Source organism: Streptomyces showdoensis (assembly GCF_039535475.1).
Taxonomy (GTDB): domain Bacteria; phylum Actinomycetota; class Actinomycetes; order Streptomycetales; family Streptomycetaceae; genus Streptomyces; species Streptomyces showdoensis.
Window position 1 is genome coordinate 3,516,442 of record NZ_BAAAXG010000026.1, and the last position, 21,350, is coordinate 3,537,791.

The 21,350-nt window shown below is 72.4% G+C and carries 19 protein-coding genes and 1 riboswitch; of the genes, 13 read left to right on the top strand and 6 right to left on the bottom strand.

What is annotated here, in order from left to right:
• Window positions 1-59 precede the first annotated feature (59 nt).
• The 5 genes from qcrC to ABD981_RS29130 all read left to right on the top strand — a co-directional run bounded on the left by qcrC (window position 60) and on the right by ABD981_RS29130 (window position 6,519).
• Window positions 60-869 carry a cytochrome bc1 complex diheme cytochrome c subunit gene (qcrC, locus tag ABD981_RS29110; RefSeq protein ID WP_046908946.1) on the top strand — a complete coding sequence of 270 codons (810 nt, stop codon included), beginning with the start codon at window positions 60-62 and terminating at the stop codon, window positions 867-869.
• Complete coding sequence (qcrA, locus tag ABD981_RS29115; RefSeq protein WP_046908947.1) at window positions 866-1,918, top strand: cytochrome bc1 complex Rieske iron-sulfur subunit; 1,053 nt, start codon at window positions 866-868, stop codon at window positions 1,916-1,918. Before qcrC ends, qcrA begins: the two co-directional genes overlap by 4 nt.
• On the top strand, window positions 1,915-3,534 hold the full coding sequence (qcrB, locus tag ABD981_RS29120; protein ID WP_046908948.1) for a cytochrome bc1 complex cytochrome b subunit: 1,620 nt from the start codon (window positions 1,915-1,917) through the stop codon (window positions 3,532-3,534). The genes qcrA and qcrB overlap by 4 nt, the downstream gene beginning before the upstream one ends.
• 127 nt (window positions 3,535-3,661) lie before the next feature.
• Window positions 3,662-4,726 carry an anthranilate phosphoribosyltransferase gene (gene trpD / locus ABD981_RS29125; RefSeq protein ID WP_046908949.1) on the top strand — a complete coding sequence of 355 codons (1,065 nt, stop codon included), beginning with the start codon at window positions 3,662-3,664 and terminating at the stop codon, window positions 4,724-4,726.
• 96 nt (window positions 4,727-4,822) lie between these two features.
• A riboswitch (SAM riboswitch) is annotated at window positions 4,823-4,939 on the top strand.
• A 179-nt stretch (window positions 4,940-5,118) separates the two neighbouring features.
• The gene (locus ABD981_RS29130; RefSeq protein ID WP_205628204.1) at window positions 5,119-6,519 is read left to right on the top strand and encodes an aminotransferase class V-fold PLP-dependent enzyme; all 1,401 of its coding nucleotides are present in this window, start codon (window positions 5,119-5,121) and stop codon (window positions 6,517-6,519) included.
• 81 nt (window positions 6,520-6,600) lie between these two features.
• Here the strand turns inward: ABD981_RS29130 and ABD981_RS29135 are convergent, their stop codons facing one another.
• Window positions 6,601-6,882 (bottom strand): Lrp/AsnC family transcriptional regulator, encoded by a 282-nt coding sequence (locus ABD981_RS29135; RefSeq protein WP_046908950.1) that lies wholly within the window; start codon window positions 6,880-6,882, stop codon window positions 6,601-6,603.
• On the bottom strand, window positions 6,879-7,613 hold the full coding sequence (locus ABD981_RS29140; protein ID WP_046908951.1) for a rhomboid family intramembrane serine protease: 735 nt from the start codon (window positions 7,611-7,613) through the stop codon (window positions 6,879-6,881). The genes ABD981_RS29135 and ABD981_RS29140 overlap by 4 nt, the downstream gene beginning before the upstream one ends.
• A 164-nt stretch (window positions 7,614-7,777) precedes the next feature.
• Here ABD981_RS29140 and ABD981_RS29145 point away from each other — a divergent pair, with 164 nt between their 5' ends.
• From ABD981_RS29145 to ABD981_RS29165, 5 genes are all read left to right on the top strand, one after another.
• Window positions 7,778-8,020, top strand: a complete 243-nt coding sequence (locus ABD981_RS29145; RefSeq protein ID WP_046908952.1) for a hypothetical protein — start codon at window positions 7,778-7,780, stop codon at window positions 8,018-8,020.
• A 48-nt stretch (window positions 8,021-8,068) separates the two neighbouring features.
• Window positions 8,069-9,433: an NYN domain-containing protein gene (locus ABD981_RS29150; RefSeq protein WP_046908953.1), complete on the top strand. Its 1,365-nt coding sequence runs from the start codon at window positions 8,069-8,071 to the stop codon at window positions 9,431-9,433.
• 257 nt (window positions 9,434-9,690) lie between these two features.
• Entirely contained in the window at window positions 9,691-10,722 is a 1,032-nt protein-coding gene (locus ABD981_RS29155; protein ID WP_046908954.1) for a C40 family peptidase, read from the top strand.
• A gap of 183 nt (window positions 10,723-10,905) precedes the next feature.
• Window positions 10,906-11,919, top strand: a complete 1,014-nt coding sequence (locus tag ABD981_RS29160; protein ID WP_046909002.1) for a C40 family peptidase — start codon at window positions 10,906-10,908, stop codon at window positions 11,917-11,919.
• Between the two features lie 48 nt (window positions 11,920-11,967).
• Window positions 11,968-13,182 carry a hypothetical protein gene (locus ABD981_RS29165; RefSeq protein WP_123954652.1) on the top strand — a complete coding sequence of 405 codons (1,215 nt, stop codon included), beginning with the start codon at window positions 11,968-11,970 and terminating at the stop codon, window positions 13,180-13,182.
• On the opposite strand, the gene ABD981_RS29170 is transcribed toward ABD981_RS29165, so the two are convergent.
• Window positions 13,179-13,727, bottom strand: coding sequence for a PadR family transcriptional regulator (locus tag ABD981_RS29170; protein ID WP_046908955.1), 549 nt, complete (start codon window positions 13,725-13,727; stop codon window positions 13,179-13,181). The genes ABD981_RS29165 and ABD981_RS29170 overlap by 4 nt on opposite strands.
• Before the next feature lie 105 nt (window positions 13,728-13,832).
• On the opposite strand from ABD981_RS29170, the gene ABD981_RS29175 reads away from it, so the two are divergent.
• The gene (locus tag ABD981_RS29175) at window positions 13,833-15,194 is read left to right on the top strand and encodes an MATE family efflux transporter (protein ID WP_046908956.1); all 1,362 of its coding nucleotides are present in this window, start codon (window positions 13,833-13,835) and stop codon (window positions 15,192-15,194) included.
• On the opposite strand, the gene ABD981_RS29180 is transcribed toward ABD981_RS29175, so the two are convergent.
• Entirely contained in the window at window positions 15,152-16,459 is a 1,308-nt protein-coding gene (locus ABD981_RS29180) for a glycosyltransferase 87 family protein (RefSeq protein WP_382748361.1), read from the bottom strand. The genes ABD981_RS29175 and ABD981_RS29180 overlap by 43 nt on opposite strands.
• 87 nt (window positions 16,460-16,546) lie before the next feature.
• Here ABD981_RS29180 and ABD981_RS29185 point away from each other — a divergent pair, with 87 nt between their 5' ends.
• Window positions 16,547-17,689 (top strand): glycosyltransferase family 4 protein, encoded by a 1,143-nt coding sequence (locus ABD981_RS29185; RefSeq protein ID WP_046908957.1) that lies wholly within the window; start codon window positions 16,547-16,549, stop codon window positions 17,687-17,689.
• A gap of 159 nt (window positions 17,690-17,848) precedes the next feature.
• Here ABD981_RS29185 and ABD981_RS29190 read toward each other — a convergent pair whose 3' ends face one another.
• Both ABD981_RS29190 and ABD981_RS29195 read right to left on the bottom strand, forming a co-directional pair.
• Window positions 17,849-18,367, bottom strand: coding sequence for a hypothetical protein (locus ABD981_RS29190; protein ID WP_046908958.1), 519 nt, complete (start codon window positions 18,365-18,367; stop codon window positions 17,849-17,851).
• 128 nt (window positions 18,368-18,495) lie between these two features.
• Window positions 18,496-20,292 carry an AMP-dependent synthetase/ligase gene (locus tag ABD981_RS29195; protein ID WP_046908959.1) on the bottom strand — a complete coding sequence of 599 codons (1,797 nt, stop codon included), beginning with the start codon at window positions 20,290-20,292 and terminating at the stop codon, window positions 18,496-18,498.
• A gap of 294 nt (window positions 20,293-20,586) precedes the next feature.
• Here ABD981_RS29195 and ABD981_RS29200 point away from each other — a divergent pair, with 294 nt between their 5' ends.
• Window positions 20,587-21,342, top strand: a complete 756-nt coding sequence (locus ABD981_RS29200) for a metallophosphoesterase family protein (RefSeq protein ID WP_046908960.1) — start codon at window positions 20,587-20,589, stop codon at window positions 21,340-21,342.
• Window positions 21,343-21,350 lie beyond the last annotated feature (8 nt).

Genomic DNA, 21,350 nt, shown 5'->3' on the forward strand with positions numbered 1-21,350 from the left:
CCCGGCGGGCCACACATCCAGCAAGATCGACGCAGAAGATCCTGACACCGGGGTAATCCGTGAAAAAGCTCTCCGCACGACGACGCCATCCGCTGGCGGCGGTCGTCGTCCTACTCCTCGCGCTGGCGGCAACTGGGGGGCTGTACGCCGCGTTCGCGCCCGCGGGCACGGCGAAGGCCGATGAAACCGCCCAGTCCCTCGCCATCGAGGAGGGCAAGAAGCTCTACGCCGTCGGCTGCGCCAGCTGCCACGGGACCGGCGGTCAGGGCACCTCCGACGGCCCCTCCCTGGTCGGCGTGGGCTCGGCGGCCGTGGACTTCCAGGTCGGCACGGGCCGTATGCCGGCCCAGCAGCCGGGCGCCCAGGTCCCGAAGAAGAAGGTCATCTACACGCAGGCTGAGATCGATCAGCTCGCGGCGTACGTCGCCTCCCTCGGTGCCGGCCCGATCGTCCCGACCGAAGGCCAGTACAGCCCGGACGGCGCCGACATCGCCAAGGGTGGCGAGCTGTTCCGCTCCAACTGCGCCCAGTGCCACAACTTCACCGGTGAGGGTGGCGCGCTGACCTACGGCAAGTACGCCCCGAGCCTCGAAGGCGTCAGCCCGAAGCACCTCTACGAGGCCATGCAGACCGGCCCGCAGAACATGCCCTCCTTCCCCGACACGACCATGCCGGAGAAGCAGAAGAAGGACATCATCGCCTACGTCCAGGCCGTCAACAGCGACAAGGCCGACAACCCGGGTGGTCTCAAGCTGGGTGGCCTCGGCCCCGTCAGCGAGGGTCTGTTCGCGTGGATCTTCGGTCTGGGCGCGCTGATCGCAGTTGCCATCTGGGTCGCGGCCCACACCGCTAAGGCCAAGAAGTCATGAGTACCCAAGAGAATCCAGAAGAGAACCTGCCGTCCGAGCAGGACACCGCGCACGGCGCGGTGAAGGTCGCCGACGACCCGTTCGCCGACCCGGGCCTCCCGCCCCACAAGCCGCGCATCCAGGACATCGACGAGCGGGCCGCCAAGCGGTCCGAGCGTGCGGTCGCCTTCATGTTCACGCTGTCGATGCTGGCCACGATCGGCTTCATCGCCTCGTACGTGATCTTCCCGGTGGACAAGATCGTGTACATCTGGCCCTTCGGCCGGGTGTCCGCGCTCAACTTCTCCCTGGGTCTGACCCTCGGTGCGGCCCTGTTCTTCATCGGCGCGGGCGCGGTCCACTGGGCCCGCACCCTGATGTCCGACGTCGAGGTCGCCGACGAGCGTCACCCGATGGCGGCCACGCCCGAGGTGAAGGCCAAGGTCATGGCGGACTTCGCGGCCGGTGCCGCCGAGTCCGGCTTCGGCCGCCGCAAGCTGATCCGCAACACGCTGTTCGGCGCGCTGGCCATGGTCCCGCTCTCCGGCATCGTCCTGCTGCGCGACATGGGCCCGCTGCCCGAGAAGAAGCTCCGCTCCACCCTGTGGGCCAAGGGCAAGCTGCTCGTCAACATGAACACGCACGAGCCGCTGCGTCCCGAGGACGTCGCGGTCGGTTCGCTGACCTTCGCGATGCCCGAGGGCCTCTCGGAGCACGACGAGCACTTCCAGACCGAGATCGCCAAGGCCGCCCTGATGATCGTCCGGATCCAGCCGGAGGACATCAAGGACAAGCGCGAGCTCGAGTGGTCGCACGAGGGAATCGTCGCCTTCTCGAAGATCTGCACCCACGTCGGCTGCCCGATCTCCCTGTACGAGCAGCAGACGCACCACGTGCTCTGCCCGTGCCACCAGTCCACCTTCGACCTGTCCGACGGCGCCCGTGTCATCTTCGGCCCGGCCGGCCACGCCCTTCCGCAGCTGCGGATCGGCGTGAACGACAAGGGCTTCCTGGAGGCGCACGGCGACTTCGATGAGCCCGTCGGTCCCGCCTTCTGGGAGCGCGGATGAGCACTGTGACCAATACGAAGGCACCCGCCGGCGAGCGCATCGCCGACTGGGCAGACGGCCGGCTGGGGATCTACACCCTCGCCAAGGCCAACATGCGGAAGATCTTCCCGGACCACTGGTCCTTCATGCTGGGCGAGATCTGCCTCTACAGCTTCCTCATCATCATCCTGACGGGCGTCTATCTGACGATGTTCTTCCACCCGTCGATGAACGAGGTGGAGTACGTCGGACCGTACGTCCCGCTCCAGGGACAGCTGATGTCCGAGGCGTTCAACTCGACCATGCACATCTCCTTCGAGGTGCGCGGTGGTCTGCTCATCCGGCAGATCCACCACTGGGCGGCGCTGATCTTCCTCGCCGGCATGTTCGTGCACATGATGCGCGTGTTCTTCACCGGTGCGTTCCGCAAGCCGCGTGAGATCAACTGGCTGTTCGGCTTCCTGCTGTTCTTCCTGGGCATGTTCACCGGCTTCACCGGTTACTCGCTCCCGGACGACCTGCTCTCCGGCACCGGTGTCCGCTTCATGCAGGGCGCGATCCTGTCCGTCCCGATCGTCGGCACCTACCTGTCGATGTTCCTGTTCGGCGGGGAGTTCCCCGGCGGCGACTTCGTCGCCCGGTTCTACTCGGCGCACGTGCTGCTGCTGCCCGGCATCATGCTGGGCCTCGTGGTCGCGCACCTCATCCTGGTGTTCGTCCACAAGCACACGCACTTCGAGGGCCCCGGCCGCACGAACAAGAACGTCGTCGGCATGCCGCTGCTGCCGGTGTACATGGCGAAGGCCGGAGGCTTCTTCTTCCTGGTCTTCGGCGTCATCGCGGTCATCGCGGCGATCGCCTCGATCAACCCGATCTGGGCCCTCGGCCCGTACCGCCCGGACCAGGTGTCCACCGGCGCCCAGCCCGACTGGTACATGGGCTTCGCCGAGGGTCTGATCCGTGTCATGCCGGGCTGGGAGATCAACCTGTGGGGCCACACGCTGGTCCTCGGCGTGATGATCCCGCTGGCGATCTTCCCGGCGGTGCTCGGCGCGATCGCGGTCTACCCGTTCATCGAGTCCTGGATCACGGGCGACAAGCGCGAGCACCACATCGCGCAGCGCCCGCGCAACGCTCCGACGCGCACCGCCTTCGGTGTCGCCTGGATCACCGCGTACATGATCATGCTCGTCGGTGGCGGCAACGACCTCTGGGCCACGCACTTCCACCTGTCGATCAACTCGATCACCTGGTTCGTCCGGATCTTCTTCTTCGCCGGACCGGTCATCGCGTTCATCGTCACCAAGCGGATCTGCCTCGGCCTCCAGCGCCGGGACAAGGACAAGGTGCTGCACGGACGCGAGTCCGGCATCATCAAGCGCCTGCCGCACGGTGAGTTCGTCGAGATCCACCAGCCGCTCAGCCAGGGTGAGCTGCACAAGCTCACGGCGCACGAGCAGTACGAGCCCGCGGCCCTGCCGCCGGCCGTCGACGAGAACGGCGTGGAGCGCAAGATCGGGCGTCTGGAGAAGCTCCGGGTCAAGCTCAACAAGGGCTACTACGGCGCGGACAACCAGGTCGCCAAGCCCACCGCCGAGGAGTACAGGGAGATCACGAGCGGCCACGGCCACCACTGATCTTCTGACCTCCTGAACAGGTCGCCACGGCGAGAGCCCCGTCCATTCGATGGACGGGGCTCTTTGCCGTCCCCCGCGGATCGATAGGGTGGGACGGTATCCACTTCGATGATCACCAGGAGCTGCCATGAGCGCTGCGACCCCCGCTGGAGGACTCGACTCGGCGGGCCGCTCCTGGCCCGCCGTCCTGGACGGTCTGCTGAGCGGCCGCGACCAGAGCGCGGAGGACACCGCCTGGGCGATGGACCGCATCCTGCGCGGTGAGGCCACCGACGCGCAGATCGCCGGCTTCGTCGTCGCCCTGCGCGCCAAGGGCGAGACCGTCGAGGAGATCACCGGCCTCGTCCGGACCATGTACGAGCACGCCAACACGATCGAGGTGCCCGGCCCGTCCGTCGACATCGTCGGCACCGGCGGCGACGGCGCCAAGACCGTCAACATCTCCACCATGTCCGCGATCGTGGTGGCCGGCACGGGCGCCAAGGTCGTCAAGCACGGCAACCGGGCCGCCTCCAGCGCCAGCGGCGCCTCGGACGTCCTGGAGAAGCTCGGCGTCAACCTGGAGCTGACCCCGAGGCGGGTGGCCGAGGTCGCCGACGAGGCCGGCATCACCTTCTGCTTCGCCGTGAAGTTCCACCCGGCGCTGCGCCACGTGGCGAAGGCCCGCAAGGAGCTGGGCATCCGCACGGTCTTCAACTTCCTGGGACCGCTCACCAACCCCGCCCGGGTCCGGGCCCAGGCGACCGGCGTGGCCGACGCCCGGATGGCCCCGATCGTCGCCGGAGTGCTCGCCGAGCGCGGCTCCTCGGCGCTGGTCTTCCGCGGGGACGACGGACTGGACGAGCTGACCACCACCGCGACCTCGCGGGTGTGGATCGTCCGGGACGGCACCGTCCGCGAGGAGTCCTTCGACCCGCGGGACGTCGGCATCGACATCGTCCCGGTGGAGGCCCTGCGCGGCGCCGACGCCTCGTACAACGCCGACGTGGCCCGCCGCCTGCTGGCCGGCGAGACCGGTCCGGTGCGGGACGCGGTGCTGCTGAACTCGGCGGCCGCGCTCACCGCCCTCGCGCCCGGCGAGGGCACCCTGGCGGAGCAGCTGCGCGCGGGCATCGCCCGCGCGGCCGAGTCCATCGACTCCGGCGCGGCCCGCCGGGCCCTGGAGCGCTGGATCGCGGCCAGCAACGCCTAGCCACGGCACGCGCCCCGGCCGACCTCCCCGCAGCCCCGTTCCGAATGCCGGAACGGGGTTGCGTCGTCGTGATCGACTGGCATAGGTTCTGTGACAGGTCATGAGTGACAGCGAAAAAGCCCCGGCTCGCTGTCCGGCAACCCTCCGTCCGTGGCGGGGTGCCCCGGGTGAAGACCAGGCCGTACGAGCAGAAGCCTGCGGCAAGCGCGGACCCCTGCGCACAACCCTGGGGTCCTTGGTCCTCTAGGGAGCAGTGTCTCGTGAGCAAGCGAATGCGTTAGGGCCGTCGGCCCCCTTCTTCACCGAACACCCGTACGCGGCACCCCTCTTCGCGCTGCCCTGCGGGCTCTTTCACGCCTTTTCGCGCCCCTTTTCTGCCGGGAGATACCGTCATGTCCGCATGCCCGAACGCCGCCACCGCCACCGCTTCCGCCGCCTCCGACGAGTGCGCCGAGCCCTGCTGCACCGCCCCGCTGCCGGTGCTCGGCCGGGACGTCACCGTCCCGCTGGTCACCGGCGGCGAGGCCGGCTACGCGGCGCTCGACTACGCCGCCAGCGCCCCGGCCCTGCAGCGGGTGTGGGACGACGTCGCCGCGTATGCCCCCTACTACGGCAGCGTCCACCGCGGCGCCGGCTACCTCTCCCAGCTCTCCACCGACCTCTTCGAGAACAGCCGCGCCACCGTCGCCGAGTTCCTCGACTGCCGCCCCGGCGACCAGGTCGTCTTCACCCGCTCCACCACCGACTCGCTCAACCTCCTCGCCCAGGTGCTCCCCGCCGACTGCCAGGTCTTCGTCTTCGAGACCGAGCACCACGCCTCGCTGCTGCCCTGGCGCGACGCCCGGGTCACCTACCTCAACGCGCCGCGCACCCCGCGCCAGGCCGTCGAGACCCTGGAGCGGGCCCTCGCCGACCGCGACCCCTACGGTCCCGCCCTGGTCTGCGTGACCGGCGCCTCCAACGTCACCGGCGAGCTGTGGCCGGTGAAGGAGCTGGCCGCCGCCGCGCACGCCCACGGCGCGCGGATCGTCCTGGACGCTGCCCAGCTCGCGCCCCACCACCCGGTCTCCGTGCAGGAGCTGGACGTCGACTGGGTCGCCTTCTCCGGGCACAAGCTGTACGCCCCCTTCGGCTCCGGCGTGCTGGCCGGCCGCGCCGACTGGCTGCAGGACTCCGAGCCCTACCTCGCGGGCGGCGGCGCCTCCCGCAAGGTGGCCCGCCGGGCCGACGGTGGTGTGGACGTGGAGTGGCACACCACCGCGGCCCGGCACGAGGCCGGTTCGCCCAACGTCATCGGTGTCTACTCCATCGCCTCCGCCTGCAAGGCGCTCACCGAGGCCGGCTTCGACCGGCTCGTCGCCCGTGAGCAGTACCTGATCGCGAAGGTCCGCGAGGGCCTGGCCGAGGTGCCCGAGGTGCGGGTGCTCTCGCTCTTCGGCGACGACGCTCCCCGGGTGGGCGTCATCTCCTTCGTCGTGGACGGCTGGAACAGCTCCCACTTCGCCGCGGCGCTCTCCGCCGAGTACGGCATCGGCGTCCGCGACGGCCTGTTCTGCGCCCACCCGCTGGTGCGCACCCTGCTCGGCAGCGACCCGCAGGACCCGGGCGAGTGCGGCGCCCCCGAGGCTGCGCCCGGCGAGCGGTCCCTCAACGCCATCCGGGTGAGCTTCGGCGCGGGCACCCCGGACGAGCACGTGGAGCGGTTCGTCGGCGCGGTGAAGCAGCTGGTGCGCGAGGGCGCCCAGTGGAAGTACCGCACCGAGGACGGCCGCTGCGTGCCCGACCGCGGCTGAGCTGCCTCCCCCGTACGGGTGAACACGACGAAGCCGGCCTCCCGCGGGGGAGAGGCCGGCTTCACTCGTGCGCGCGCGGTCTCAGGACTCCAGGCCGATGGCGAAGGCCGCGTCCAGGTCGTTCTGGGAGTAGGCGCGGAAGGCGACGTGGGTGTCGGTGCCCTCGACGCCGGGGATCTTGCTGATCCTGCCGGGGATGACATCGGCGAGGTCGTCGTGGCGCGGCACCCGGACCATGGCGATCAGGTCGTACGTCCCGGTCACCGAGAAGACCTCGCTGACGCTGTCGATCGCGGCGATCGACTCGGCGATCTCGGGGATCCGGTCCACGCTGGTCTTGATGAGCACGATCGCGGTGATCACGGCTGGCTTTCTCCCTCGGTGGCCGCGGCTGGTGGCTTCACTTTAACGCCACCCCTGTACCGGCCCCACGCGTAGAGGAAGCCGAGGGCGAAGCCGACCACGTGCGCCAGGTACGCCACCCCCGGCCCCGCCCCGGCCGAACGCGCCGCCAGCCACTGGAGCGCGAACCAGAAGATCAGCACGATCCAGGCGGGGAAACGCAGCGGCAGGAAGAAGAGGAAGGGGAAGAGGCTGGTCACCCGGGAGCGCGGGAAGAGGTAGAGGAAGGCCCCGAGCACCCCCGAGATCGCCCCCGACGCCCCCACCAGGGTCTGCTCGCTGTCGGCGTGCGCGGCCGCGTAGCCCAGCAGGGCCAGATAGCCGCAGCCCAGATAGAAGAGGGCGAACGAGACCGGCCCCATCCGCTCCTCGGCCATCGCGCCGAAGACGTACAGGAACAGCATGTTCCCCAGCAGGTGCAGCCAGCTGCCGTGCACGAACAGCGCGGTCAGCGGGGTGAGCAGGGCGCGCGGCCGCCCGGCCATGAGTTCGGCCGGGATCACTCCCCAGCGCTCGAAGTAGGCGCTCTGCGCCGCGAGCAGCCGGTCGCCGGTGCCGTACCCGGGGTTGAGCCCCGACACCGGACTGAGGGCGAAGAGGAGCACGCACAGCGCGATCAGGCCGTACGTCACGGTCGGCCCGTTCCGGGCCCCCTGCCACGTGCCGCGGGCCGTGCCCCGCCAGTCGATCATGGACAGATCATGGCGTACCGGGGTCGAACTGGACAGAGTGCCTCGCCGTGACGCGGGGTACCCGGGAGGCCGTAGGGTTACGGGCAGACTTCCGCAGTCCGACGGCGCACCGCGGTCCCGTACAACCCCGGAATTCCAGGGAAAGCCCAGAAAGAGGCGGCACGATGACGACGGTTCCCCTGCCGACCCCGGAGACCCGCTGGCGTTGCACGCTCTGCGGCAACCTGACCCGCTTCGACGTCACGCGGTCCTCCAAGGTCGTCGAGTACGTCCATCTGGACCTCGCCGGAGAGCCCAAGGTCGAGGAGCGCGAGGTGGTCAGTGAGACCATCGAGTCGGTCCGGTGCCGCTGGTGCAACGCGGTGGACCAGATCGAATTGGTGGACAGGCCGGGTTCCGCTTCCTGAGAAGCGGCCCGCGAGGGCGACGACGACAGGGAAGTGGGGTGACGGATCGTGGAGCAGCCCGCGCACGGTGAAGAACCGACGGGCTCGGCGGACGACGCCGCCGAGGCGCTCGACCGCCCGCTGCCCGAGCTCGTACGGCGCAAGGTGGTCGCGCTGGTCGCGGACGCCTTCGGCGGGCTGACCGTCGCCGAGCTCCCCGGCCCGCTGCGCCAGTACGCCCGCTTCACCGCCTCCCGCCGGGCCAAGTTCGCCGGGAACGCGATGGCGGCCGCCCTGGAGAGCGACCCGCTCTTCCGGCAGCGGATCGGCGAGCGGTTCAAGGAGTCCCAGCCCGAGCTGGCGGGTGCCGTCGAGTCCGGCGCCCCGCCCGCCGCCGCCGACCCCGTCGACGTGGCCGCGGCCGCCTACGTGCTGCGCCCGGCCGGCTGGGGCAAGCTGGTCGCCGCCGCCGGCGAGGAGGCCGAGCGCGCCGACGCCGAGCGCGCCGACGAGGCCGGCCGGCGCGAACTGGAGCGGCTGCGCGAGGAGGTCGCGAGCGCCCGCGAGCGCACCCGGACCGAGACCGAGCAGCTGCGCCACGAGCTGGAGGCGGCCCGCAAGGAAGCGGAATCGCTTCACCGCAAGCTGCGCAGCGCCCAGAGCGACGTGAAGCGCGGCGAGGCCGCGCTGCGGCGCGTCCAGGCCGAGACCGACGCCGCCAGGGCCGAGGCCGCCGCCCAGGTCTCCGCCGCCGAGAGCGAGAGCCGGCGGCTCAAGGCCCGGCTCGGCGAGGTGGAGGCGGCCCTGGAGGCCAGCCGCCGCGCAGCCCGCGAGGGACGCTCGGTGGAGGACATGCGGCTGCGGCTGCTCCTGGACACCGTGCTCGACGCGGCCCAGGGGCTGCGCCGCGAACTGGCCCTGCCCCCGGTCTCGATGCACCCCGCGGACACCGTGGACGCGGTCGAGCCGGGCCGGATGTCACCGAAGGACATCGCGGCACGCGCCTTGTCCGAGACCGACCCGGCGCTCCTGGACCAGCTGCTCGAACTGCCCCAGGCGCACCTGGTGGTGGACGGCTACAACGTCACCAAGACCGGCTATCCGACGATGCCGCTGGAGAAGCAGCGGCTGCGGCTGCTGGGCGGCCTGTCCGCCCTCGCGGCCCGCTCGGGCGCCGAGATCACCTGTGTCTTCGACGGGGCGGAGCTCGCCGCGCCGGTGCTGCTCGCCCCGCCGCGCGGGGTGCGCGTGCTGTTCTCCAAGCCCGGTGTCACCGCGGACGAGTTGATCCGTCAGCTGGTGCGGGCCGAGCCGCCGGGCCGTCCGGTGGTGGTGGTCTCCACCGACCGCGAGGTCGCCGACGGGGTCGCCAAGTCCGGTGCGCGGCCGGTCGCGTCCGCCTTGCTGCTGAAGAGGCTTTCGCGCCTCTCGTGACGGATCGCCAACACCTGGGCCCGATGTCCGTTTTCTGATCGGCGCAGGGTCAAGTGACCATTACTGCCCGTGTGATGCGTGTGAATACTTTGTCGCGCGAGCGAGATTTTGCCTATCGGGATTTGAACTGATCACAAGATGGTCACTAGGGTCGGGGCTCGAACCTTCGCGCGGTTGATCATCCATCCGGGATGGCAGCGGAGGGCCCGCCTGCCGTTCATCCGGTCGGCGGCTGAAGGAAGAAGGAGCTCGCCTTCGTGGCGTCCCACCGTCGTCCCAAGCAGCCGAGCCGCACCCGTGTGACCGTGCTCACCGCGACCGCCGGCCTCGCCGTCGCGATCTCCGCCCAGACCGGAGCCTCCGCGGCTCCCGCCAAGCCGAAGATCGACGAGGTCAAGTCCAAGGTCGACAAGCTCTACCACGAGGCCGAAGAGGCCACGGAGCAGGCCAACCTGGCCGAGGAGCGTCGCGAGAAGCTCCACAAGGAGATCGACGCCCTCCAGGACAAGGTCGCCCGTGGTCAGCAGGACCTCAACACCCTGCGCGACCAGATCGGTTCGGTCGCCAGCGCCCAGTACCGCTCCGGCGGCATCGACCCGGCGCTCCAGCTCTTCCTCTCCGCGGACCCGGACACCTACCTCGACAAGGCGTCCGCGATCGACCAGCTCGGCGCCAAGCAGGCCGACGTGCTGCAGTCGATCCAGGCCAAGCAGCGCACGCTGGCCCAGCAGCGCACCGAGGCCTCGACCAAGCTGGCCGACCTCGAGGACGTCCGCAAGACGCTCGACGAGAAGAAGAAGAAGTCCACGGCCAAGCTGGCCGAGGCCCGCAAGCTGCTCAACACGCTGACCGCCGCCGAGCGCGCCAAGATGCAGCAGGACGAGCAGCGCGCCAGCCGCGCCGCCGGCGACCGCGTCGACCTCGGCAACGAGGTGCCCGCCTCGCAGCGCGGCGCCGCCGCCCTCAACGCGGCCGCCACCCAGATCGGCAAGCCGTACGCCCGCGGAGCCACCGGCCCCAGCTCCTACGACTGCTCCGGTCTGACGCAGTGGGCCTACCGCCAGGCCAACGTCTCGATCACCCGCACCACCTACACCCAGCAGAACGACGGCGTGAAGATCGGCCGCAGCCAGCTCAAGCCGGGCGACCTGGTCTTCTTCAACGGCCTGTCGCACGTGGGCCTGTACGCGGGCAACAACACCATCCTGCACGCCCCGAAGCCGGGCGCCTACGTCCGCTACGAGTCGATGGACTACATGGGCACCTTCCAGTTCGGCGTCCGCATCTGACGCGACGACAGCTGCCCTCCGAACGGGTGGTTCGTCGGATCCCGGACTGACGTGACGCCCCGCCGGTGACCTGTGGTCACGGGCGGGGCGTCACTGTGCGTGCCCGTCGGCTTCGTTGGACCCGGGGTGATCACCGGCTACTGTCTGCCGCGCCAGTCCGTCGAGCCGAACGGAGCGCGTTCCGTGGCGTCCCACCGACGACCCGCCAGGGTCACCGTCCTCACCGCAGCCGCGGCCACCGCGGCCACGGCCCTCGGTGCCGTCCCCGCGCACGCCGACCCCGGCGCGGCCGGGCCCGAGGCCACCCGTGCCACCGTCGACCGCCTCTTCGAGGAGGCCGAGAAGGCCACCGAGGGCTACAACCGGGCCGACGAGAAGGCGGACCGGCTGCGCCGGACGGTCTCGCTCGCGCAGGACGGCCTGGCCCGCGGCCAGGAGCGGGTCAACCGCATGCGCGGCGCGCTCGGTTCGGTCGCGGTGGCCCAGTACCGCTCCGGCGGCATCGACCCGGCCCTCGCCCTGCTGCTCTCCTCCGACCCGGAGACCTACCTCGACCGGGCCTCCGCGCTCGACCGGGTCACCGCCCGCCAGGGCGCCGCCCTCGCCGAACTCCGCCGCGAGCTGCGCAAGCTGTCCCAGGAGCGGACGGAGGCGGGCCGGGCCCTCGCCGAACTGGAGCGCAGCAGGACCGAGGTGGCCCGGCACAAGCGCACCGTCGAGCGGAAGCTGGCCGAGGCCCGCCGGGTGCTCGCCTCGCTCTCCGCCGACGAGCGGGCCGGCTACGAGCGGGCCTCCCGCTCCGGCCGGGACGCCCTCGGCGAGGACCTCCCGCCGCTCGCCGATCTCGGCCCCTCCCGGGCCGCCGCCGCGGTGATCGCCGCCCGCAGCGCCATCGGCATGCCGTACGTGTGGGGCGCCACCGGGCCCTCCGCCTTCGACTGTTCGGGCCTGATGGTCTGGTCGTACCGGAAGGCCGGCATCGCCCTGCCCCGCACCTCCTCCGCGCAGCGCTACGCGGGCCGCCGGGTGCCGCTCTCGCAGGCGCAGCCGGGCGACCTCGTCACGTACCGCAGCGACGCCAGCCACGTGGCGATCTACGCCGGCAACGGGCAGGTCATCCACGCGCCCTACCCGGGGGCGCGGGTCCGCTACGACCCGGTGAACATGATGTCCCACGTCACCGTGACGAGGGTCTGAGCCGCCGGACGCGACCCGGCGCCGCCGGCTCCCCGTACGATCGGGGGCGTGGCAGGTCAGGGAGGCGGAAGGGCGCGCGGCGCGGCCGGGTGCCTCGTGGCCGCCCTGCTGCTGCTCACCGGCTGCACCGCCCCCGGCCCCGCCGATCCGGCGCCCGGGGAGATCCAGCGCCTGCTCGACCGGCACGCGCGGGCGCTGCGGGACCGGGACGAGGCCGGCTATCTCGCGGCCCTCGACCCCGCGCTGGCACCCGCCGCCCGCACCGAGTTCGGGCGGCTCGCGGAGCTCCCGCCGGGCGACTGGCGGTACCGGGTCACCGAGGTCGACCGGGCCGACGGCGGCCGGGCCACCGCCCGGGCCGAGCTCGGCTACCGGATCGAGGGCTACGACCCCGGGCCCGCCACCACCGAGCGGGTCCTGGAGCTCGCCGAGCGCGACGGCCGCTGGTACGTCACCGGCGACCGCCCCGCCGAGGGCGCCCCGCAGCAGCTGTGGCAGCAGGGCGAGGTCGAGACCGTGACCGGGCGGCGCAGCCTGGTCCTCGGCGTGGGGCAGAGCCCCGAGCGGCTGCGGGAGATCGCGGCCGCCGCCGACCGGGCGGTGCCCGCGGTGGCGGACGCCTGGCACGGGCCGTGGGCGGGCCGGATCGTGGTCCTGGTGCCCGCCTCCGTCGAGGCGATGGGCGGACTGCTCGGCGCGCCGGCCGCCTCCTACCGGGGCATCGCGGCCGTCACCACCGGCGAGACCGGCGGCGGCCCCGCCGCCCCCGCCGACCGGGTCATCGTCAACCCCGACGCGTACGCCACGCTCGGCTCCTTCGGCCGGCAGCTGGTGCTCACCCACGAGACCACCCACGTCGCCACCCGCGGCCGGACCACGAGGTCCACCCCGGTCTGGCTCTCGGAGGGCTTCGCCGACTGGGTCGCCTACCGCGGCACCGGCCGCACCGCCGCCCAGGCCGCCCCCGAACTGCGCCGGGCGGTCCTGGCGGGGGAGACGCCCGCCGCCCTGCCCGGCGACGGGGACTTCGCCTTCGGCGGCGACGCGGAGGCGATGGCCCGCGCCTACGAGGGGGGCTGGCTGGCCTGCGAGCTGGTCGCCGAGCGGTGGGGCGAGGCGAAGCTGGCCGCGTTCTACGGCGCGGTCGGGGCCCACCCGCAGCGCGAGGGTGCGGTGGAGAAGGCGCTGGCGGACGTCCTCGGCACCACCCCGGAGGAGTTCACGGCGGACTGGCGCGCGTACCTGGGGGAGCGCCTCGGCTAGCCGGTCCGGCCCTCGGCCGCCCGGCGGTCCAGCTCCTCCAGCGTCTCCGCGAGCCAGGCCTTCTCCTCGGTGCCCGTGGCCCGGGCGATCCGCAGCATCCCGCGCCGGAACGGGTCGGGCTCCTCCTCCACACGGACCGGCGCGCCGTCCGCGTAGAAGAAGCTGGCCGGGGCCGTGAGGAAGTCCTGGCGGCGGCGGAGCACGGCGGCCTGCTCGGCGGGGTCGGGCAGCCGCCCGAGGAAGGAGAGCAGCGTGAAGAAGCGCTGCCCGTCGCTGATCTCGATGTCCTTGGGGGCGCGCAGCCGGGCGAAGAGCTCGGTCCGGCCCGCCTCGGTCAGCGAGAGGGTGCGGCGCGGGGCGGCGCCCGCGCCCGGCTCCGTACGGCTCTCCACCAGGCCGTTCCTGGTGAGCCGGGTGATCGCCGGGTAGAGCGCGCCGTCGCTCACCGGGCGGACGTGACCGCTCAGCCCCTGGATGCGTTCCTTGAGCTCGTAGCCGTGCAGCGGCCGCTCGTGGAGGAACCCCAGGATCGTCAGCTCCAGCACCGGTCTGCTCCTTCGTCCTTGTCGGGGACCTGGGACCCATGCTAATACCTCTTTTCGATATACCTCGATTCGAGGTATCTCGTCGAAACGAGGGGGAACTCGTCCATGAGCGCGCACCGCCGCACACTCGTCCGGCTCGCCGGACCCGTCTATCTCGAACTCCTCGCCGGAGTCGCCGCCGGCGTCATCAACATGGTCTGGGTGGCCCGCCTCGGCGGGGACGCCGTCGCGGCCGTCGCCGTCGCCACCAACGCCGAGAACCTGCTCCTCGGCGTCGTCCTCATGGCCGCCTCCGGCACCACCGTCCTCGTCGCCCGGGCCAGGGGCGCCGACGACCCGGGGGCGGTGCGCTCCGCGGTCCGCGGCGGCGCCGTCCTCGGCGCGCTCCTCGTGCCGCCCGTCGCGATCGGCGGCGGGCTGCTGCGCGACCCGCTGGCCGCGCTCCTGCTCGGCGGGGCGGACCACCCGGCACACGCCCTCGCGAGCGCCTACTTCGCCATCTCGCTGCCCGGCACGGCCGTCTTCTTCGCCACCACCGTCCTCGACGGCGTCCTCAAGGGCACCGGCGACACCCGCACCCCGATGCGGCTCGCCTTCCTCGCCAACGGACTGATCCTGCTCCTCGACCCGCTGCTCGTGCCCGCGTACGGGGTGGAGGGAGCCGCCGTCTCCACGGTCCTCGGCCGCTCCGCCGCCCTCGCCGCCGGCCTGTACGTCCTGCGCCGCAACGCGCTGCTGCGGGCCGCCCGCGCCGCCCGCCCGGCCGAGGGCACACCGACCGCCCTGCGCCGCACCGCCGCCACCGGGCTGCCCATGTCCGTCGACTTCGTCGTCCGCATGGCCGGGGCGCTCGCCCTGGTCTCCGTCGTCGCCCGGCTCGGCGTCACCGAGATCGCCGCGTACGGCATCGCCACCAAGGCCATGTACGTCGCCACCATGGCCTTCTACGCCGTCCGGCAGGCCGCCTCCCTCCACACCGCGCACCTGCTCGGCGCCGGGAGGGACGAGCGACGGGCCGTCGGACGGCAGGCCCTCGGCCTCGGCGCCCTGCTCGGGACCGTCGCGGCGGTGCTGCTGTCGGCCGCCGCGGGGCCGGTCATGCGCGGCTTCGGGGCCGAGCCCGCCGTCGCCGCGGCGGGGGCGCTGTTCCTGCGCTGCCTGGGGCCGTACCTGCTGCTGATGGCCGGGTTCATCGCCCTGGCCGGGGTCTTCGAGGGCAGCGGCGGCTCACCGCGGCTCGCCCGGATCACGGTCGCCGGGGTGCTGGTCCAGCTCCCGCTGGCCTACGCGCTGTCCGCGGCCCTCGGGCTCGCCGGGATCTGCCTGGCCATGGCGCTCGCGATGGCGGGCCAGTGCGCCGCCCTCGGGCTGCTGCACCGCCGGAGGCACGGCGGCGGCACGGGCGTGCGGGGCGGCCGGGACGGTCAGGAGGACGCCGAGGCCGGGGTCTTCTCCCGCTCGGCCTGAGCGGGCACCCGGACCGGCACCGGCCGGGGCTCCGTCACCGTCTGCCGCCACAGGATCCGGCAGGCGGAGAGGCAGGCGGCGACGAGCAGCCCGTTGCGGACCAGCAGCAGCGCGATGCCCAGCGGGTCGCTGTGCGAGACGTGCGAGAACCACACCGGGAACTCGAACTGCGTCACCGCCGTCGCCCACAGCACCAGGTGCGCCGGCCCGCGCATCCGGCTCGCCCGGTAGACCAGGCAGACCGCGGCCAGGCCCACCAGCCAGATCATGTACTGGGGGCTGATCACCCGGCTCGTCGTGACGAACAGCAGCACCGCAACGAAGGCCGCGTCCGCGGTCGTGGAGGTGAAGAAGCGGCGGGTGCGCAGCCGCCACACCAGCAGCCAGCCGAAGGCGGCGAACGTCAGCACCATCGCCGCCGTGGACACCGCGGAGACCCCCGGGCCCAGGAACTCGATCGAGCCGTAGTTCATCCGCGCCTCGCCCTCCCAGCCGAAGTTCCGGGCCACGTGGAAGACGAGCGCGCCCAGCGACTCGACCTCGGTGCCCCGGTCCCGCTGGAAGCCGAGGAAGGCGAGCGCCCCGGGCGCCGCGAGCACGCACAGCAGCAGCACCCCGGCCGCCGTGCCGGCCGCCGCCGGCCAGGAGCGCAGGGTGGCCCGGCCGCGCGCGGTGCCCGCGAGCAGCAGCACCGGCCAGACCTTCAGCATCGCCCCGAACCCGGCGAGCGCGCCGAGCACCGCGGGCCTGCGCACCGCCGCGAGGAGCCCCGCCACCGCCACGGCCGTCACCATCAGGTCGTAGCGCGCGTACGCGGTCGGCCCGAGCAGCGCGACGCCCGCGATCCACAGCCACGCCCCGCGCATCGAACGCCCCGGCCGTCGCCCCGCGTACACGAGCAGCCCGAAGACGAACGCGTCGCACACCAGGCTGAGCACGAAGAAGGCGGCCGAGTAGCCGAGGAAGGGCAGCAGGGCGGGGGAGAGGATCGCGAGCGCCGCCGCCGGCGGGTACTGCCAGGTGACGTCGTCCAGCGGGTACGTGCCGGTCCGCAGCACCTCGTACCAGCCCTGGTAGATCTGCTCGACGTCGCTCGTCACGTCCGGGCCGGGGATCACCACGACCTTGAAGACGCAGAGCAGCAGCAGGACCCGGGTGACGGCCCAGACGCCGACCGGCAGCCGCAGACCGTCCCGGGCCATCTCGCGGGCCAGCGCGCCCCGTCCGAGGCCGTCCCGTGCCGCCGTGCCCGCCGCGCCCGTCATACCTGTCCTGTTCCTGTCCTGTCGGTCCGCCGGGGCGGAGGGTGGTGGTGCCGGGCTGAGGGCGCGATCACGGTACTGTCGGCCACGATGCACAAGACCCTGATCGTAACGAACGACTTCCCGCCGCGCCCCGGCGGAATCCAGGCCTTCCTGCACAACATGGCGCTGCGCCTGGACCCCGAGCGGATCGTTGTCTACGCCTCCACGTGGAAGCGCAGCCGTGAGGGGATCGAGGCGACCGCCGCGTTCGACGCGGAACAGCCTTTCACGGTCGTCCGCGACCGCACCACCATGCTGCTGCCGACCCCGCGGGTCACCGCCCGGGCCACCGCGCTGCTGCGCGAGCACGGCTGCGAGTCCGTCTGGTTCGGGGCGGCCGCCCCGCTCGGTCTGATGGCACCCGCCCTGCGCCGCGCCGGCGCCCGCCGTCTGGTCGCCACCACCCACGGCCACGAGGCGGGCTGGGCCCAGCTGCCGGCCTCCCGGCAGCTGCTGCGGCGGATCGGCGAGGGCACCGACACGATCACCTACCTCGGCGAGTACACCCGCTCCCGGATCGCCGCCGCGCTCACCCCGGCCGCCGCCGGGCGCATGGTGCAGCTGCCGCCGGGCGTCGACGAGAAGACCTTCCATCCCGACTCGGGCGGCGCCGAGGTGCGCGAGCGGCTCGGGCTCAGCGACCGGCCGGTCGTCGTGTGCGTCTCCCGGCTGGTGCCGCGCAAGGGCCAGGACACGCTGATCCTCGCCATGCCCGAGATCCTGCGCCGGGTGCCGGATGCGGTCCTGCTGATCGTCGGCGGCGGCCCGTACGAGCAGGACCTGAGGAAGCTCGCGGCCCGCACCGGCGTGGCCGCCTCCGTGCGCTTCACCGGCGCCGTGCCGTGGGCCGAGCTCCCCGCGCACTACGGGGCGGGCGACGTCTTCGCGATGCCCTGCCGCACCCGTCGCGGCGGGCTCGACGTCGAGGGCCTCGGCATCGTCTACCTGGAGGCCTCCGCCACCGGGCTGCCGGTCGTCGCGGGCGACTCGGGCGGCGCCCCGGACGCGGTCCTCGACGGCGAGACCGGCTGGGTGGTCCGGGGCGGGGTCCCCGAGGAGTCGGCCGACCGCATCGCGACCCTGCTCCTCGACCCCGAGCTGCGCGCCCGCATGGGCGAGCGCGGCCGGCGGTGGGTCGAGGAGAAGTGGCGCTGGGACCTGCTGGCCGAGCGGCTGAGGGAACTGCTCTAGGCGGTGTCCTTCGGATCAGGCCGGATCGGCCCGCGGCGACCGAGGACGACGCGGCGAGGTGCGGCACCGGATGCCGCGGGCCGGCATGATCCGAAAGACACGGCTGGGGCGCGGGCCACGGAGAACCGCCGGCGGTCCCGCCCGCACTACCTGCCGGGGCTACCCGGGCAGGTAGTCCGTCAGCGCGCAGCCGTCGACGAGGAGCTTCTCGTTGCGGTAGCCGTCGGGGACCTTGAAGCCCTTCTCGCAGGTGAAGAGCAGCACGTCGGAGGCGAGCAGCGCCTTCGCGGTCTTCTCGTCGCCGGGGAAGAGCGCGAAGTCCTGACCGACCAGCACCCGCACGCCCTTGCCCTTGGCGGCGGCCGCCTTGTTCGCCTCCTGGAACTTCTGCATGTCGGAGACGGACAGCAGCGTGACGGTGTCCCTGTCGTCGTCGCCGCACACCCCGCGCTCGGATATCGCCCAGGCCGGGTCCGCGGACTGCTCGCGCAGGGCGCCTCCGCCGTCGGTGCGCAGGTCGCTGCACATGGTGTGCGCACCGACCAGTTTCTCCATCGCCGCCATGTCGCCGGCGGCGGGCAGCCCGGCGTCCTCTCCCCAGGCGCTGCTGCACCCGGTGAGGGTGACGAGGGCGGTGAGGGCCGTGCCCAGGACGGCGGCGGTGCGCTTGACCCGCATGACTCCCTGCTTCCGTTTCGTGTCGGTGTGGCGGTGCGTGACGGAACGGTCCGTTCCGATCCCGGTGCGCGCGAAACGCCCCCGACCGGCCCGCGACGCGGGCCCGTCAGGGGCGCTCCGAGGACCTGTCAGCCCTGGTAGATCGCCTCGATCTCGTCGGCGAAGTCCTTCGCCACCACGTTCCGCTTCAGCTTCAGCGACGGGGTGATGTGCCCCGCCTCCTCGGTGAACTGCGCGGACAGGATACGGAACTTCCGCACCGACTCCGCCTTCGAGACCGCCGCGTTGCCGTCGTCGATCGCCCGCTGGACCTCCGCGAGCAGCTCCGGGTCGTCCCGCAGCGTCGCCGCCGTCGCGCCGGCCGGCTTGCCGTGGTCGGCGGCCCAGCGGCCCAGGAACTCCTCGTCCACGGTCACGAGCGCGCCCACGAACGGGCGCCCGTCGCCGACCACCATGCACTCGGCGACCAGGGCGTGCGCCCGGATCCGGTCCTCGATGACCGCCGGGGCGACGTTCTTGCCGCCCGCCGTCACCAGGATCTCCTTCTTGCGGCCGGTGATCGCGAGGTAGCCGTCCTCGTCGAGGGTGCCGATGTCGCCGGTGTGGAACCAGCCGTCCGCGAGCGCCTCGGCCGTCGCGGCCTCGTTGTTCCAGTAGCCGGAGAAGATGTGCTCGCCGTGCAGCAGCACCTCGCCGTCGTCGGCGATGCGCACCACCGAACCCGGCAGCGGCTGCCCGACCGTGCCGATCTTCTGCCGGTCCCAGGGGTTGAAGGCGGTCGCCGCGCAGGACTCCGTCAGGCCGTAGCCCTCCAGGACGGTGAAGCCGATGCCGCGGAAGAAGTGCCCGAGCCGCTCGCCCAGCGGCGCGCCGCCCGAGATCGCGTACTCGCCGCGGCCGCCGAGGACCGCGCGCAGCTTCGAGTAGACCAGCTTGTCGAAGACCTTGTGCTTCAGCTTCAGGCCGAAGGACGGGCCCTGAGGGGTGCTCAGCGCCCGGCTGTACGCGATGGCCGTGTGCGCGGCCTTGTCGAAGATCTTGCCCTTGCCGTCCGCCTGCGCCTTGGCCCGCGCCGAGTTGTAGACCTTCTCGAAGACGCGCGGCACGCCGAGGATCAGCGTCGGCCGGAAGGAGGCCAGCTCGTCGGTGAGGTTCTTGATGTCGGGCAGACAGCCCAGCTTGATCGGCGCCATCACGGAGGCGACCTCGACCAGCCGGCCGAAGACGTGCGCGGCCGGCAGGAACAGCAGGACCGAGCACTCGCCCGTACGGAACAGCGGCTTCAGCCGCTCGACCACGTTGCCGCACTCGGCGAAGAAGGCGCGGTGGGTGAGCACGCAGCCCTTGGGGCGGCCCGTGGTGCCCGAGGTGTACACGATCGTGGCCGGGTCGTCCGCGTGCGCGGCCGACATCCGGCGGTCCAGCTCCTCGTCGGAGACCCCGGCACCGGTCTCGGTCAGCCGGGCGACCGCGTCGGCGTCGATCTGCCAGACGCCCTTGAGGTCCGGCAGGCCGGCGCGGACCGAGGCGATCGACTCCTCGTGCGCGGCGCTCTCGACGAGGGCCAGCGAGGCGCCCGAGTCGCCGAGGATCCACTGGATCTGCTCCGGCGAGCTGGTCTCGTACACCGGCACCGTCACGGCGCCCGCGCTCCAGATCGCGAAGTCGAGGAGCACCCACTCGTAGCGGGTGCGGGAGAGCAGCGCGACCCGGTCGCCGGGCTCGACACCGGCGGCGACGAGGCCCTTGGCCGCCCCACGGACCTCGGCGAGGAACTGCTTGGCGGTGACGTCAGCCCAGCCGCCCGCGACCTTGCGCCCCATCACGGCGACGTCTGGGTGCTGGGCGGCGTTGCGGCGGATGAGATCCGTCAGGTTGCCGTCCGTGGGGACCTCGTACAGGGCCGGAAGGCTGAACTCGCGCAAGACTGCTGCTCCTCATCGGGCGCCGGCGCCACGGCTCTGTGTGATGCGTCGGTGCGGTCCAAGATCGGGCAGGTGCTCAGTGGGGGTGAGCACGACCGGACTGCCCGGACGTTACCCATCAGTACGCGGTTCCGGATAGGGGGTCCTGGCCAGATGTTCCATGCGTCACACGTGTATGGCGTTGCTTCGCGCACAGTAATCCACCGCTTTCCCGACTCGGAAGTAACCGCAGGTCCGACCGGGCGGGCCCACACGCCGGGCGCCGCCCCCTACGCTGACGCCATGAGGATCAACGTGGTGAGCGACGTGCACGGCAACACCGGGGCCCTCGCCAAGGCCGGGGAGGGCGCGGACGCCCTGATATGTCTCGGGGACCTGGTGCTCTTCCTCGACTACGCCGACCACGCGCGCGGCATCTTCCCCGACCTCTTCGGCGTCGAGAACGCCGACCTCATCGTCGAGCTGCGCACCGCCCGCCGCTTCGACGAGGCCCGCGACCTGGGCCGCCGGCTCTGGGGCGAGCTCGGCATCGACCGCGCCACCGCCATCGAGTCGGCCGTCCGCCGCCAGTACGCCGAGATGTTCGCCGCCTTCCCCACCCCCACGTACGCCACCTACGGCAACGTCGACATCCCCGGCCTCTGGCCCGAGTACGCGGGCCCCGGCACCACCGTCCTCGACGGCGAGCGGATCGAGCTCGGCGGCCTCGTCTTCGGCTTCGTCGGCGGCGGCCTGCACAGCCCCATGCGCACGCCCTACGAGATCTCCGAGGAGGAGTACGCGGCCAAGGTCGAGGCCCTCGGCGAGGTCGACGTGCTCTGCTCCCACATCCCGCCGGACGTCCCCGAGCTCACCTACGACACCGTCGCCCGCCGCTTCGAGCGCGGCAGCCGCGCCCTCCTCGACGCCATCCACCGGGTCCGCCCCCGCTACGCCCTCTTCGGCCACGTCCACCAGCCGCTCGCCCGCCGGATGCGGATCGGCGGGACCGAGTGCGTCAACGTCGGCCACTTCGCGGCGACCGGGCGCCCCTGGACCCTGGAGTGGTGACGGATGCC

Bases quoted from the DNA above. Each gene is read 5' to 3' on its own strand.
- qcrA (WP_046908947.1), top strand. From the start codon at position 866: ATGAGTACCCAAGAGAATCCAGAAGAGAACCTGCCGTCCGAGCAGGAC.
- ABD981_RS29185 (WP_046908957.1), top strand. From the start codon at position 16,547: ATGCACAAGACCCTGATCGTAACGAACGACTTCCCGCCGCGCCCCGGC.
- ABD981_RS29190 (WP_046908958.1), bottom strand. From the start codon at position 18,367: ATGCGGGTCAAGCGCACCGCCGCCGTCCTGGGCACGGCCCTCACCGCC.
- qcrB (WP_046908948.1), top strand. From the start codon at position 1,915: ATGAGCACTGTGACCAATACGAAGGCACCCGCCGGCGAGCGCATCGCC.
- trpD (WP_046908949.1), top strand. From the start codon at position 3,662: ATGAGCGCTGCGACCCCCGCTGGAGGACTCGACTCGGCGGGCCGCTCC.
- ABD981_RS29180 (WP_382748361.1), bottom strand. From the start codon at position 16,459: ATGACGGGCGCGGCGGGCACGGCGGCACGGGACGGCCTCGGACGGGGC.
- ABD981_RS29145 (WP_046908952.1), top strand. From the start codon at position 7,778: ATGACGACGGTTCCCCTGCCGACCCCGGAGACCCGCTGGCGTTGCACG.
- ABD981_RS29140 (WP_046908951.1), bottom strand. From the start codon at position 7,613: ATGATCGACTGGCGGGGCACGGCCCGCGGCACGTGGCAGGGGGCCCGG.
- ABD981_RS29130 (WP_205628204.1), top strand. From the start codon at position 5,119: ATGTCCGCATGCCCGAACGCCGCCACCGCCACCGCTTCCGCCGCCTCC.
- ABD981_RS29175 (WP_046908956.1), top strand. From the start codon at position 13,833: ATGAGCGCGCACCGCCGCACACTCGTCCGGCTCGCCGGACCCGTCTAT.